A 14,391-nucleotide genomic window follows, 5' to 3' on the forward strand; every position below is an offset into this window, starting at 1 on the left:
AGATTCAGGAACGCCGCGACCAGGTGTGGGAGCGGCCTTGTGTCGCGAAGGGGCCGCAGCGCGGCCCCACGATATCAGTTGCGCTATAGCTATTGCCGGGCCGCGTCGCGGCCCTTTCGCGACACGAGGCCGCTCCCACAGAGGCTTCGCAGCCCGCCACTTCAGGCGCTTAGACGCGCCTGTTCGGCCAACCGGTCGATCGCCGCATCCAGTTCGTCCAGCGCCTGTTGCGCCTGCGGGTTCTCCTGCTTGAGCAAGGTCTCGCTACGCTGGCAGGCGGCGCGCAGCTGGGGTACACCGCAATAGCGCGTGGCACCATTGAGGCGGTGCACCTGCTCGATCAGCAGGTTGCGATCCTCGTTCTCGCGGGCGGTACGAATGGCTTGTTGGTCGCTGTGCAGCGACGCCAGCAACATGGCCAGCATGTCGGCCGCCAGGTCCGCCTTGCCGGCAGCCAGGCGCAGTCCCTCGTCGGGGTCGAGCACCGGCAGTTCGTGCGCCTCGCCCTGCTGCTCGCTGAGCAGGTCCGGCGTAGACGTACCCAGGCTCATGCCGGTCCATTTCATCACCACCTGGGCCAGTTGCCGCTCGCTGATCGGCTTGGTCAGGTAGTCGTCCATGCCGCTGTGCAGCAAGGCGCGTTTCTCGTTGGCCATGGCGTGGGCGGTGAGGGCGACGATCGGCAGCGGGCTGGCGCTGCGGGTGTTTTCCCATAAGCGGATCTGTTCGGTGCAGGCGCGCCCGTCCATGCCCGGCATCTGCACGTCCATCAGCACCAGGTCGAACGGTTCGTCCTGCACGGCCTGGACCGCGGCCTGGCCGTTGTCCACCGCCAACACCTCGGCGCCGAGGTCTTCGAGTAGGGTCTTGACCAACAGCAGGTTGGCGGCGTTGTCGTCGACGCAGAGGATCTTCGGCGCCTGCTGGCCGCTGACTTTGCCCGCTTCGCCCAGCGGACGACGCGGCTGCACCAGTTCCAGCAGCAGCCGGCGCAGTTTGCGCGTGCAACTGGGCTTGGACAGCAGCTGGCCGTGGCCATTGGGCAGGTAGGGGTGGTACAGCGCCTGCTCGGTGGTGGGGCAGAGCACCACGCATTGGCAATGGTGGCGTTCGAGTTTCTGGTGGTATTGGCCCAATTGCTCGGGCGACAGGTTGCCCAGGTTGGCGCCCAGCACCGCGAAGTCGAAAGGCTGGCCAGCCTGGCTTGCGGCCTGGACCGCTTGCAGCAGTTGCTCGAACGAGCCGAACAGGCTGACGCTCAGGCCGCAGTCCTCGAGTTGGTGCTCCAGCGCCTGGCGTGCCAGCTCATGGCTGTCGACGATGGCCGCGCGCATCCCCAGCAAGGGTTGCAGCGGGCGCTCTTCGATGTCGTCGAGGGCCTTGGGCAGGTTCAGGCTGATCCAGAATTGCGAGCCTTCGCCCGGCGTGCTGTCGACACCGATCTCGCCGCCCATCTGTTCGATCAGGCGCTTGGAGATCACCAGGCCCAGGCCCGTGCCGCCAGGCTGGCGTGCCAGCGAGTTGTCGGCCTGGCTGAAGGCCTGGAACAGCGTGCGCACGTCTTGCGGCGACAGGCCGATACCGGTGTCCTGCACGCTGATGCGCAACTGTGCGCTGTCTTCCTGCTCATCCTCGAGCATGGCGCGCACGACGATGGTGCCCTCGCGGGTGAACTTGATGGCATTGCTGACCAGGTTGGTGAGGATCTGCTTGAGCCGCAGCGGGTCGCCGATCAGCGAGGTCGGGGTGTCGCGGTAGATCAGGCTGAGCAGTTCGAGCTGCTTGGCATGCGCGGCCGGGGCGAGGATGGTCAGGGTGTCCTGAATCAGGTCGCGCAGGTTGAACGGAATGCTGTCGAGCACCAGCTTGCCGGCCTCGATCTTGGAGAAGTCGAGGATCTCGTTGATGATTCCCAGCAGGTTGTCGGCGGACTTTTCGATGGTGCCCAGGTAATCGAGCTGACGCGGCGTCATCTCGCTTTTCTGCAAGAGATGGGTGAAGCCGAGGATGCCGTTGAGCGGCGTGCGGATCTCGTGGCTCATGTTGGCCAGGAACTCCGACTTGATGCGGCTGGCTTCCAGGGCTTCCTTGCGCGCCATGTCCAGCTCGATGTTCTGGATCTCGATGGTCTCGAGGTTCTGGCGTACGTCCTCGGTGGCCTGGTCGATGCTGTGCTGCAGTTCCTCGTGGGCACTGTGCAAGGTTTCGGCCATGCGGTTGATGCCGCCGGCCAACTCGTCCAGTTCATGGCTGCCCAGCGTCGGCAGGCGCTCTTCGAGGTGGCCGTCCTTGAGCTGGTTGACCGCATGCTTGATGCGCGCAATCGGATCGTTGATCGCCCGGCTCATGCGCAGCGCCAGCAAGCCGCTCAAGGCCAGGCAGACGAGAATCAGCAACAGGCTGGTGAACAGGTTGCGGTAGCCGCGCAGCAGGGTGCCGTCGTGGGACAGCTCGATCTCGACCCAACCGAGCAAGCGCTCGGCTTCGGCGGGAACGGCATCGGTCGCCAGGTCGCGGTGGTGGCCGAATACCGGCATCAGGTAACGCGTGGCATCGTTGCCGCTGCGTTGCAGCAATTGCGTGCCGGTGCCGCCACTGGGCGCCTGGTTGAGCATGCTCGGGCCGGCGTGGGCCAGGCGCGTGCGGTCCGGGGCGAGGAACGCCACCGCGCGCACGTCGGCCTGTTCCAGGGTCTGCGCGGCAATGCGTTCGAGCTGCGTGCCGGCACTGCGGGCCAGGGCAGGGGCGGCCAATGGCGCCAACTGCTCGGCGATCATCTTGCCGCGCTGCAGCAACTGGGTGCGCAGCTCGCTTTGCTGCAGCCAGGTGAAATAGCTGCCCAGTACCAAAGCCATCAGGCTGGCGGGCAGCAAGGCCAGCAGCATGACCCGGCTTCTGATTCCCCAACGATCGAGCACACCTGTCTCCTGTCATGTGCCTGCACACCGCCTGCGTGGCGGATCAAAGCGGAAAGTTACTCCGCTCGCCGATGTAATGCACTCATTTGTATTTCATATCGTTTCTCGTGGCGGGCGTTGGTCGATGGGCTGTTGCCTGGATGTCTTGCATGCACAATAATTGCGCAATTGAGAATGCATGGCAGTTGCCAATGAATCCCGTAGCTATTCACACCTCTAGTATCCTCGCCATCGAGGACGATCCGGTGCTCGGTGCCTACCTGCACGAAGAGCTGCAGCGCGGTGGTTTTCAGGTCACCTGGTGTCGCAATGGCCTGGAGGGTCTGGAAGCCGCTGGCCGGCAGGCGTTCGACGTGGTCCTGATGGATATATTGCTGCCTGGGCTCAATGGCCTCGACGCGCTGGCCCAGTTGCGCCGGCACAGCGCCACCCCGGTGATCCTGATGTCGGCGCTGGGCGCCGAGGCCGATCGCATCAGCGGTTTTCAGCGTGGGGCCGACGACTACCTGCCCAAGCCGTTCAGCATGGCCGAGTTGCAGGTGCGCATCGAGGCGATTCTGCGTCGGGTGGCGCTGGAGCGCCGCCATATGCCGGCGCCCGAGCCTGCCAATGGCGAACTGGGTTTCGACGATGGCGCCTGCGACGTCAGCCTCAATGGTCAGCGCGCCGGGCTCACGCCTAGCGAGTATCGCCTGCTGGAGGTACTCAACCGCAATCTGGACGAAGTCTTGAGCAAGCCCTTCCTTTATCAGCAGGTGCTGCAGCGGGGCTATTCGCGGCATGATCGCAGCCTGGACATGCACGTCAGCCAGATCCGCCGCAAGCTCAAGGGTATCGGTTATCACGAGCGGCAGATCCGCACCGTGTGGGGCAAGGGTTACGTGCTCAGTGCCGGCGAGGTGGGTTGAAGCATGCTCGACCGTCACTCGCTGTTCTGGAAGCTGGCCATCCTGCTCGTGGGGTTCTGCCTGCTGATGATTGGCCTGAGCTACACCTGGGGCCGCCACATGGAAACCCGCAACGCGTTTCTCAGCGAGCCGGCCCGGCAGGTGCTGCGTGGCTACGCCGCCGAGGCCGAGCAGGCCTGGCGTAGCGGCGGGCGAGTGGGGCTGGACGCTTGGGTGGCGCAGATGCGCCAGCGCGAGCGGGGCTGGATCGGGGTGCTGGACATGCACCTGCAGCCGCTCGACAGCGCCGTCCTTGGCTCTCAGATCATGCAGCGCCTGACCCGCCTGCGCGGAGCCGACTGGCCCATGAGCCGGCGCAGCGTCGATCAGCCCTGGTTGCGCCTGCCGTTTCCCGCAGCCCCGGAGCAGGGCATGTTGGTGATGGAGTTGCCACAGCGCTTCAACCCAGGCCAGTTGCGCATGTTCTGGCAGATCGTCACCAACGGCGTCATTCCGGGGCTGTTCACCCTGCTGTTGTGCGTGGGCCTGTACCGTATGCTGATCGTTCCGCTCAACCAGTTGCGCGAGCAGGCCAACGCCTGGCGCGCCGACCAGCTTTCGGCGCGCCTGGATGCGCGAACCACTGCCCGCCATGACGAGCTGGGCGAGCTGGCGCGGGCCTTCGACCAGATGGCCGAGCGCCTGCAGGGCACGGTGGCGATGCAGCAGCAATTGCTACGTGACCTCTCTCATGAAATGCGCACCCCGTTGAGCCGCCTGCGCGTGGCCTGCGACGGTGAAACCGACCTGCAGCGCCTGCGCGAACGCCTGGGGCGCGAGGTCGACTGCATGCAGCAGTTGGTCGAGGGCACCTTGCAACTGGCTTGGCAGGACGCCGAGCGCGCACCGATGAACCTCGAACCGATCCAGGTCCAGGCCCTCTGGGACCTGCTCGCCGAGGATGCCTGCTACGAGAGCGGTTGGGCGCCTGCGCGGCTGCGCTGTGAGCTGCCGGCCGACTGCTGGGTCCAGGGCAACCTCAACCACCTGGCCCAGGCCATGGAAAACGTGCTGCGCAATGCCATTCGTCATTCGCCGGCGAACGGCCTGGTGCGCCTGGGTGGGTTGCGCGAGGGCAACTACTGGCGGTTGTGGCTGGAAGACGAAGGCGGCGGGGTGGCAGAGCAAGACCTTGAGCGAATCTTCGCGCCGTTCTCCCGACTCGATGGTTCACGCCCTGGGGACGGCGGTTTCGGCCTGGGGTTGAGCATCGCCCGCAGCGCCATCCAGCGCCAGGGCGGGACCTTGTGGGCGGAGAACGGCAAGCATGGGCTGCGCTTGTGCATGCGCCTGCCGGCTCATGCACAGGCGGTAGCGGCCGTATCGCCGGCAAGTCGGCTCCTGCAAGCGCAGCCAAGTTCCTGAAAACACGGGAGCCGGCCCGCCGCAAAGCGTCCTTATAGCTTGTAGCTATACCGACCACAGATTGCGTGATATGGCCGCGAAGGGTTTGCCGGTATGATAGGCGCCCCTGCCGTCCGGATTGTGAAGCACGCCATGACCTTGCAGTACCCAACCATCGCCGATTGCGTCGGCAATACGCCTCTGGTTCGCCTGCAGCGCATTGCTGGCGAAACCAGCAATACCCTCCTGCTCAAGCTCGAAGGCAACAATCCCGCCGGCTCGGTGAAGGACCGCCCGGCGCTGTCGATGATCACCCGCGCCGAACTGCGCGGCCAGATCAAGCCCGGCGACACCCTGATCGAAGCCACCTCCGGCAACACCGGCATCGCCCTGGCGATGGCGGCGGCGATCAAGGGCTACAAGATGATCCTGATCATGCCCGACAACTCCACGGCAGAGCGCAAGGCCGCGATGACCGCCTATGGCGCCGAGCTGATCCTGGTGACCAAGGAGGAGGGCATGGAAGGCGCTCGCGACCTCGCCGAGAAGTTGCAGGCCGAAGGCCGTGGCATGGTGCTCGATCAGTTCGCCAACGGCGACAACCCGATCGCCCACTACACCAGCACCGGCCCGGAGATCTGGCAGCAGACCCAGGGCACCATCACCCATTTCGTCAGTTCCATGGGGACCACCGGTACCATCATGGGTTGCTCGCAGTATCTCAAGGAGCAGAACCCCAACGTGCAGATCGTCGGCCTGCAGCCGATGGAAGGCTCGGCCATCCCAGGCATCCGCCGTTGGCCCGAGGCCTACCTGCCGAAGATCTTCGACGCCACCCGCGTCGACCGCGTGCTGGACATGTCCCAACAGGAGGCCGAGGACACCACTCGCCGCCTGGCGCGCGAAGAAGGCATCTTCTGCGGCGTATCGTCCGGCGGCGCGGTCGCTGGCATGTTGCGCCTGTCCCGCGAAGTGGAAAACGCCGTGATGGTCGCGATCATCTGCGACCGTGGCGACCGTTACCTGTCCTCCGGCCTGTTCGACCCGAGCTAAATGTCCAGAAAGAAACCCAGTACCGGGCTGCGCTTCCAGCCGGCCGGTGGCAATCGCACGCCCCAGGTCCCCGTGGGCAAGAAGCAGCGCCTGGACATCGAGCGCCTGGCCGGTGACGGCCGTGGCATCGCCTTCGTCGAGGGGCGTACCTGGTTCGTCAGTGGTGCCTTGGCCGGTGAAGCGGTCGAGGCCCGCGTGCTCAACGCCCGGGGCAAAGTGGTCGAGGCGCGCCTGGAGCGGGTGCTGCAAGCCAGCCCCGAGCGGCGCGAGGCGCCGTGCCGGTTCTACCAGCAATGTGGTGGCTGCAACCTGCAGCACCTGCCGCACGAGGCCCAGTTGGCGCTCAAGCAGCGCACCCTGGCCGAGCAACTGCAGCGGGTCGCCGGCGTGCAGCCCGACGAGTGGGCCGCGCCCCTGAGCGGGCCGGAGTTCGGCTACCGGCGCCGGGCGCGGGTTGCGGTGCGTTGGGACGTCAAGGCGCGTCGACTGGACGTGGGTTTCCGTGCCGAAGCCAGCCAGGAAATTGTCGCCATTGATGACTGCGCCGTGCTGGTACAGCCTTTGCAAACTATTCTTCGTCATCTGCCGACCGTGTTGCGCTCGCTGACCAAGCCTCAGTCCATCGGTCATGTGGAGTTGTTCAGTGGTACCGCCGAGGCGGTGCTGGTGCGCCACGTTTCGGCGTTGCCGGACGACGACCTGGCACGCTTGCGTGCCTTCTGCGATGAAGCGGGTGCGCAGCTTTGGCTGCAGGGTGAAGGCGAGCCCGAACCTGTGGATCCTGGCGCCAAGCTGGGCTTTGCCCTGGCGCCGTGGCAACTGGAGCTGGCGTGGCGTCCGGGCGATTTCGTCCAGGTCAACGCCCAGGTCAACACGGCGATGATCGAGCAGGCCCTGGCCTGGCTCGCGCCGCAGGGCGACGAGCGAATCCTCGACCTGTTCTGCGGATTGGGCAATTTTGCCCTGCCGCTGGCCAGGCAGGCACGCGAGGTGGTGGCAGTGGAAGGTGTACAGGCCATGGTCGACAGGGCCGCGGCCAATGCCCGGAACAACGCTGTGCATAACGCGGCGTTTTTTCAGGCCGATTTATCGCAGCCTTTGGCTGGCGCCGGATGGGCCGCCGAAGGCTTTTCTGCGGTACTCTTGGATCCACCGCGCGACGGGGCTTTCGAGGTGGTGCAAGGCATCGCACGCCTCAAGGCCAAGCGCCTGGTCTACGTCTCGTGCAATCCGGCCACGCTGGCACGCGACACCCAGGTACTGGTCGCCCAAGGGTATCGGTTAAAAAGGGCCGGGATTCTCGACATGTTTCCTCAGACGGCGCATGTCGAGGCCATGGCGTTATTCGAAGTGGGCTAGCAGTCTGGCCCCTTGGTGCGGCTTCCAGGGATTGGAAGCCACACGGTGATCGCCAGTGCACCCGAGTGGTGCGCTGCATGGAAAGGTAAAACAAAGATGGTACAGGTGAGAGTGCACCAGCCGGTCAACACCGACGGCAGTATCAATCTCGAAGCATGGTTGGATCATGTGGTGAGCGTCGACTCGGCATTGGACCGACTGGCGTTGAAGGAGGCCTGCGAGTTCGCTCTGGAGGTCGAGAAGAAGGGCAACCCGGCCAAGCATTCCTGGGCCGACGGTACGTCCAGCTTCCAGGCTGGCCTGGAAATCGCCGAAATCCTCGCCGACCTCAAACTCGACCAGGACTCGCTGGTCGCGGCGGTTATCTACCGCTCGGTGCGTGAGGGCAAGGTGACCCTGGCCGAAGTCGGCCAGCGATTCGGTCCGGTGGTGTCCAAGCTGATCGACGGCGTGCTGCGCATGGCCGCCATCAGTGCCAGCCTAAGCCCGCGCCAGTCGCTGGTATTGGGCTCCCAGGCGCAGGTCGAGAACCTGCGCAAGATGCTGGTGGCGATGGTCGACGACGTCCGCGTGGCGTTGATCAAGCTGGCCGAGCGCACCTGCGCGATCCGCGCGGTCAAGGCTGCCGATGACGAAAAACGCCTGCGCGTTGCGCGCGAGGTGTTCGACATCTATGCGCCTCTGGCCCACCGCCTGGGTATCGGCCATATCAAGTGGGAGCTGGAAGACCTCTCCTTCCGCTACCTCGAACCCGATCAGTACAAGCAGATCGCCAAGCTGCTGCACGAGCGCCGGCTGGACCGCGAGCGGTTCATCACCGACGTGATGAACCAACTGCAGAACGAGCTACTGGCCACCGGCGTGAAGGCCGACATCAGTGGCCGGGCGAAACACATCTATTCGATCTGGCGCAAGATGCAGCGCAAGGGCCTGGAATTCAGCCAGATCTACGACGTGCGTGCGGTGCGCGTGCTGGTGCCGGAGGTGCGTGACTGCTACACAGCGTTGGGCATCGTGCATACGCTGTGGCGGCACATTCCCAAGGAATTCGACGACTACATCGCCAACCCCAAGGAGAACGGCTACCGCTCGCTGCATACCGCGGTGATCGGCCCCGAGGGCAAGGTGCTGGAAGTGCAGATCCGTACCCACGGCATGCACGAGGAAGCCGAGCTTGGCGTCTGCGCCCACTGGCGCTACAAGGGCACCGACGTCAAGTCCAGCTCCAACCACTACGAAGAGAAGATCTCCTGGCTGCGCCAGGTGCTCGAATGGCATGAAGAACTGGGCGACATCGGCGGCCTGGCCGAGCAGCTTCGCGTCGACATCGAGCCCGATCGTGTCTACGTGTTCACCCCTGACGGTCACGCCATCGACCTGCCCAAGGGGGCGACGCCGCTGGACTTCGCCTACCGCGTGCACACCGAGATCGGCCACAACTGCCGTGGCGCCAAGATCAACGGGCGTATCGTGCCGCTCAACTACAGCCTGCAGACCGGCGAGCAGGTGGAGATCATCACCAGCAAGCACGGCAACCCGAGCCGCGACTGGCTGAACTCCAACCTGGGTTACGTGACCACCTCGCGCGCCCGGGCAAAGATCGTCCACTGGTTCAAGCTGCAGGCCCGCGACCAGAACGTCGCCGCCGGCAAGACCCTGCTCGAGCGTGAGCTCAGCCGCCTGGGCTTGCCACAGGTCGACTTCGAGCGCCTGGCGGAGAAGACCAACGTCAAGACCGCCGAGGACATGTTCGCAGCCCTCGGTGCTGGCGACCTGCGCCTGGCGCCCCTGGTCAACGCTGCCCAGCAATTGCTGGAGCCCGAGCGCATCGAGCAGATCGAACTGCCGCTGCGCAAGCCCACCGGCATCCGCAGTGGCAAGCGTGGCGACATTCAGATCCAGGGCGTCGGCAACCTGCTCACGCAGATGGCCGGCTGCTGCCAGCCACTGCCTGGGGACGCCATCGTCGGCTACATCACCCAGGGCCGTGGGGTCAGTATCCACCGCCAGGACTGCGCCTCGGTGCTGCAGTTGGCGGGGCGCGAGCCGGAGCGGATCATCCAGGTGAGCTGGGGGCCGATCCCGGTGCAGACCTACCCGGTCGATATCGTCATCCGTGCCTACGACCGGCCGGGGCTGCTGCGCGACGTGTCGCAGGTGCTGCTGAACGAGAAGATCAACGTGCTGGCGGTCAACACCCGCTCGAACAAGGAAGACAACACCGCGCTGATGTCGCTGACCATCGAGATTCCGGGCCTGGATGCCCTCGGGCGGTTGCTGGGGAGGATCTCGCAGCTGCCGAACATCATCGAGACGCGGCGTAATCGAACCCCTTGACGCCACGGCGCGCCCTTCGCGGGGCGAGCCCGCTCCCACATCCTGGTTCAAGCAGGGTAACGGTGGGAGCGGGCTTGTCCCGCGAAGAAGTTGTCACTGAAGGACCTGCTTACATGACCTACACCCTCGAAGACCTGCTCCACCTCATGGCCCGCCTGCGCGACCCGCAGTACGGCTGCCCGTGGGACTTGAAGCAGAACTACGCGAGCATCGTCCCGCACACCCTCGAAGAGGCCTACGAGGTTGCCGATACCATCGAACGCGGTGATTTCGAGCACCTGCAGGGCGAGCTTGGCGACTTATTGTTCCAGGTGGTCTATTACAGCCAGCTGGCTCGGGAGGAGGGGCGCTTCGCGTTCGATGGCGTGGTCGACAGCATCACCCGCAAGCTAATCCGCCGCCATCCCCATGTATTCCCCACCGGCGAACTCTACGCGCCGCTGGATACACCCAGCCTGAGCGAGGCCCAGGTCAAGTCGCGCTGGGAAGAGATCAAGGCCGAGGAACGCGCCGAGAAAACCACGCCCGAACAGTTGTCGCTGCTCGACGACGTACCGGCGGCATTGCCCGCGCTGTCGCGCGCGGCCAAGTTGCAGAAGCGCGCGGCCACCGTCGGCTTCGACTGGCCTGAGGCCTTGCCGGTGCTGGACAAGGTCCGCGAGGAACTCGATGAAGTCCTGCAAGCCATGGCCGATGGCGACAGCGACGCCCTCGAAGACGAACTCGGCGACCTGCTGTTCGCCACGGTCAACCTGGCCCGCCACCTCAAGCACGACCCGGAAAATGCCCTGCGTCGGGCCAATCGCAAGTTCGAGCGGCGCTTTCGCTTCATCGAACAGGCATTGCGCGACAGCGGTCGGCCGATCGAAGATTGTAACCTTGACGAACTGGATGCCCTTTGGGGGGAAGCCAAGCGTCAGGAAAAGAACCTGCCCAGCTGCGGCTGAGCTGATGCATAAGTGAGTGAAAACATGAGCCTTTCCCTTCGCGACCAATTGCTCAAAGCCGGTCTGGTCAACCAGAAACAGGTTTCCCAGGCCAACAAGGCCGAGAAGAAACAGAAACGCCTGGAGCATAAAGGCCAGGTCGAGGTAGACGACACCCAGCAGCGGCTGGCCAAGGAAGCCATGGCCGATAAGGCCAAGCGCGACCAGGAGCTGAATCGCCAACAGCAGGAAAAGGCCGAGCAGAAGGCCCGCGCCGCGCAGATCAAGCAGTTGATCGAAGCGACCCGCCTGCCCAAGCTCACCACCGAGGACTACTACAACTTCGTCGATGACAAGAAGGTCAAGCGTATCGCCGTCAACGCGCTGATGCGCAGCAAGTTGAGCAACGGCGCGCTGGCCATCGTCTCGCATGGCGGCGGCTACGAAGTGATCCCGCGCGAAGCGGCGGTGAAGATCCAGGAGCGCGATGCCAATCGCATCCTGTTGCTCAACACCCATGTCGAGGAAGCCGACGAGGATGATCCGTATGCGGCCTACAAGATTCCAGACGACTTGATGTGGTAAGCACGAAAAACCCCGCCTAGGCGGGGTTTTTTTTGGAAAGTCTGTGTCATTGCGTACCGCGCTGGCTTTCCAGCTCTTCGAGTTCTACCCGGTACAGGTGAGCCTCGTGCTCACTGTGGAACATTCCCACCAGTTCGCCCTGTTGGTGCACATCCCAGATCCGCACGCCAGCGGCCAGGCCTTCGTGGGACATTTTCGATTCGTCGCGTTCGGTTACATGGACAGTCATCGTTAAACTCCACTTCTTGAGGTTGGCTGCGACACTGTGTCGCACAACCCCTTTATAGAGTTTGTTAGCAGCCTAAGTAAATAAAACGGCCATGAAACAAGTTTCATGAAAACGGCGCAGCAGATAGGAAAAAGCCCCGCACAAGGCGGGGCTCCTGGGTTGCCGGCAATGCTGGATCAGTTGCCTTTCACCGACTTGCCATCGACCGTGCCGTCCTGCAGCACGATCACGTACTCCTTGCCATCGGTCTCGACCTGGCGCAGTTGCACCAGCAGGTAGTCCCAGTCCTTGGCGAACCACAGCTCGGTGATACGCTTGCTCTGGCTCGGGTCGCGCACGCGCTCGACCTTGACTGCATCGACCTGGCCGGTCTTGGTGCTGACCTTCTCGGTGCCCAGCACGCGGAAGTCGTAGGTATCGATCTCATCACCGTCGACCACCTGGTAGGTCATGCTCTTCTTGCCGGCGGCCACGTCATGTTGCAGGGCCAGCTGGTAGGACGACTTGTCGAGCACGCCGCGGTTGAGCGGCAGGTTGATGGCATCGCCCCGGTCCTTGCCGGTGACCTTCTTGCTCGACCAGTCGAAGTCCAGGTCGACCTTCTTGGCCTTGCCCAGGCCGCCACGTTCGAAGTGGTACTTCTGCGGCAGCAGGGTGTCGTTTTCCATGCGCAGGGTACTTTGCTCGGTCAGGCTGGCGATCATCATGGAAGCCTTGAAGTTAAGGTCCCAGGTACCGTTGGCATTCTTGACCAGGCTGCGCTCGGCGGTACCGCTCATGGGCAGCTGCTTCCAGTCGGCGGTGTAGCTGGCCGAGAAGGGCTTGAGTTCAGCTGCCTGGAGGGGCAGGGCGAGCACGGCGAGAGCCAAGAGCAGGGCGCGACGCATAAATTCTCCTAGGGTCGGATCAAGTGACCACTGGCCGGCAGCGGTTGGTCATCCAGTAACGCACCCTGTTCGCCCAGGCGCAAGCGCCCTTGGGCAAACCAGTGCACCGCCAGCGGGTAGATCTGGTGTTCCTGATGATGGACGCGCTGGGCCAGGCTTTCGGCCGTGTCGTCAGGCGCCACCGCTACCACAGCCTGTACGACCAGAGGCCCGCCATCGAGTTCCTCGGTAACGAAGTGTACGCTGCAGCCATGCTCGGCGTCGCCTGCTTCCAATGCCCGCTGGTGGGTATGCAGGCCCTTGTACTTGGGCAGCAGCGACGGGTGGATGTTGAGCAGGCGGCCCTGGTAGTGGCGCACGAAATCGCCACTGAGGATGCGCATGAAACCGGCGAGCACCACCAAGTCCGGGGCGAAGCCGTCGATGCGCGCCATCAGCGCGGCATCGAAGGCTTCACGGCCGTCGAACCCGGTGTGCTCGAGCACCACCGTGTCGATGCCCGCGGCTGCGGCCCGTTGCAGGCCATAGGCATCAGCGCGGTTGGACACCACCGCGCGGATACGGACCGGGCTGTTTTCGGCGCTGCTGCTGTCGATCAGGGCTTGCAGGTTGCTGCCGGAGCCCGACAGCAGTACCACTACGTTGCAAGGCGTGCTCGGCATCAGTGTGCCTTGAGGTTGTTCAGCACGACCTGGGCGGCACCTTCGGCTGCCTCGGCGATGTGGCCGATGACCCATGGCTGCTCACCCGCGGCGCGCAGTTCGTTCAGGGCGACTTCGACCTGGTCCTGGGCGACGCAGATGACCATGCCGACACCGCAGTTCAGCACGCGGTGCATTTCGTGTTCGTCGACGTTGCCTTTTTCCTGCAGGAAGTCGAACACCGCCGGGCGCTGCCAGCTGGCCACGTCGACCACTGCCTGGGCGTTTTTCGGCAGTACGCGCGGGATGTTGTCCAGCAGGCCACCACCGGTGATGTGGGCCATGGCCTTGACCGCGCCGGTTTTCTTGATCAGCTGCAGCAGCGGCTTGACGTAGATGCGGGTCGGGGCCATCAGCAGGTCGGTCAGCGGCTTGCCGTCGAGCTGGGTGTTCTCGATGTCGGTGGCCGACACTTCGAGGATCTTGCGGATCAGCGAGTAGCCGTTGGAGTGCGGGCCCGAGGATGGCAGGGCGATCAGCGCGTCGCCAGTGGCGACCTTGGAGCCGTCGATGATCTCGGCCTTTTCCACCACGCCAACGCAGAAGCCAGCCAGGTCGTAGTCCTCGCCTTCGTACATGCCAGGCATTTCGGCGGTTTCACCACCGACCAGCGAGCAGCCGGCCAGTTCGCAACCGGCGCCGATGCCGGTGACCACGGTGGCAGCCACGTCGACGTTGAGCTTGCCGGTGGCGTAGTAGTCGAGGAAGAACAGCGGCTCGGCGCCACACACCACCAGGTCGTTGACACACATGGCGACCAGGTCCTGGCCGATGCTGTCGTGCTTGTTCAGGTTCAGTGCCAGGCGCAGCTTGGTGCCGACGCCGTCGGTGCCGGAGACCAGCACCGGCTGCTTGTAGCCGGCCGGGATCTCGCAGAGGGCGCCGAAGCCACCCAGGCCACCCATGACTTCAGGGCGTGCGGTGCGCTTGGCGACGCCCTTGATGCGTTCGACCAGTGCTTCGCCGGCGTCGATGTCTACACCGGCGTCCTTGTAGCTCAGGGAGGGTTGCTTGCTCATTGATCCAGGCCTTTAGGAGGGAGGGATTCTAAAAACGACCGCGACGGCCAAGGCCGGCATTGAAGCGGCGGCTGCCTGAAACGTCA

Annotated in this window: 12 protein-coding genes; 7 read left to right on the forward strand and 5 right to left on the reverse strand. The window is 64.3% G+C overall.

Annotated elements, in window-relative coordinates; genetic code table 11:
* Nucleotides 1-161 precede the first annotated feature (161 nt).
* Nucleotides 162-2,918: a response regulator gene (locus tag E6B08_RS06990; protein ID WP_136913355.1), complete on the reverse strand. Its 2,757-nt coding sequence runs from the start codon at nucleotides 2,916-2,918 to the stop codon at nucleotides 162-164.
* Nucleotides 2,919-3,109: 191 nt separating this feature from the next.
* Between E6B08_RS06990 and E6B08_RS06995 the strand changes: the two genes are divergently transcribed.
* From E6B08_RS06995 to E6B08_RS07025, 7 genes are all read left to right on the forward strand, one after another.
* Nucleotides 3,110-3,826: a response regulator transcription factor gene (locus E6B08_RS06995; protein ID WP_136913356.1), complete on the forward strand. Its 717-nt coding sequence runs from the start codon at nucleotides 3,110-3,112 to the stop codon at nucleotides 3,824-3,826.
* Nucleotides 3,827-3,829: 3 nt separating this feature from the next.
* Nucleotides 3,830-5,230, forward strand: a complete 1,401-nt coding sequence (locus tag E6B08_RS07000; protein WP_136913357.1) for a sensor histidine kinase — start codon at nucleotides 3,830-3,832, stop codon at nucleotides 5,228-5,230.
* A 132-nt stretch (nucleotides 5,231-5,362) separates the two neighbouring features.
* Nucleotides 5,363-6,262: a cysteine synthase CysM gene (gene cysM, locus E6B08_RS07005; RefSeq protein ID WP_136913358.1), complete on the forward strand. Its 900-nt coding sequence runs from the start codon at nucleotides 5,363-5,365 to the stop codon at nucleotides 6,260-6,262.
* Nucleotides 6,263-7,621: a 23S rRNA (uracil(1939)-C(5))-methyltransferase RlmD gene (gene rlmD / locus E6B08_RS07010; protein WP_136913359.1), complete on the forward strand. Its 1,359-nt coding sequence runs from the start codon at nucleotides 6,263-6,265 to the stop codon at nucleotides 7,619-7,621.
* Nucleotides 7,622-7,717: 96 nt separating this feature from the next.
* Nucleotides 7,718-9,958: a GTP diphosphokinase gene (relA, locus tag E6B08_RS07015; RefSeq protein WP_136913360.1), complete on the forward strand. Its 2,241-nt coding sequence runs from the start codon at nucleotides 7,718-7,720 to the stop codon at nucleotides 9,956-9,958.
* Nucleotides 9,959-10,071: 113 nt separating this feature from the next.
* Complete coding sequence (mazG, locus tag E6B08_RS07020) at nucleotides 10,072-10,905, forward strand: nucleoside triphosphate pyrophosphohydrolase (RefSeq protein ID WP_136913361.1); 834 nt, start codon at nucleotides 10,072-10,074, stop codon at nucleotides 10,903-10,905.
* A 24-nt stretch (nucleotides 10,906-10,929) separates the two neighbouring features.
* The gene (locus E6B08_RS07025) at nucleotides 10,930-11,469 is read left to right on the forward strand and encodes a DUF2058 domain-containing protein (protein ID WP_136913362.1); all 540 of its coding nucleotides are present in this window, start codon (nucleotides 10,930-10,932) and stop codon (nucleotides 11,467-11,469) included.
* A 46-nt stretch (nucleotides 11,470-11,515) separates the two neighbouring features.
* Here the strand turns inward: E6B08_RS07025 and E6B08_RS07030 are convergent, their stop codons facing one another.
* The 4 genes from E6B08_RS07030 to purM all read right to left on the reverse strand — a co-directional run bounded on the left by E6B08_RS07030 (nucleotide 11,516) and on the right by purM (nucleotide 14,305).
* Nucleotides 11,516-11,698 carry a hypothetical protein gene (locus tag E6B08_RS07030; protein WP_136913363.1) on the reverse strand — a complete coding sequence of 61 codons (183 nt, stop codon included), beginning with the start codon at nucleotides 11,696-11,698 and terminating at the stop codon, nucleotides 11,516-11,518.
* Nucleotides 11,699-11,874: 176 nt separating this feature from the next.
* Nucleotides 11,875-12,585 carry a DUF3108 domain-containing protein gene (locus E6B08_RS07035; RefSeq protein WP_136913364.1) on the reverse strand — a complete coding sequence of 237 codons (711 nt, stop codon included), beginning with the start codon at nucleotides 12,583-12,585 and terminating at the stop codon, nucleotides 11,875-11,877.
* An 8-nt stretch (nucleotides 12,586-12,593) separates the two neighbouring features.
* Entirely contained in the window at nucleotides 12,594-13,247 is a 654-nt protein-coding gene (gene purN, locus E6B08_RS07040; protein ID WP_136913365.1) for a phosphoribosylglycinamide formyltransferase, read from the reverse strand.
* Nucleotides 13,247-14,305: a phosphoribosylformylglycinamidine cyclo-ligase gene (gene purM / locus E6B08_RS07045; protein ID WP_136913366.1), complete on the reverse strand. Its 1,059-nt coding sequence runs from the start codon at nucleotides 14,303-14,305 to the stop codon at nucleotides 13,247-13,249. Before purM ends, purN begins: the two co-directional genes overlap by 1 nt.
* Nucleotides 14,306-14,391: the final 86 nt, after the last annotated feature.

This window comes from Pseudomonas putida (assembly GCF_005080685.1).
In the GTDB taxonomy this organism is placed as follows: Bacteria; Pseudomonadota; Gammaproteobacteria; order Pseudomonadales; family Pseudomonadaceae; genus Aquipseudomonas; species Aquipseudomonas putida_V.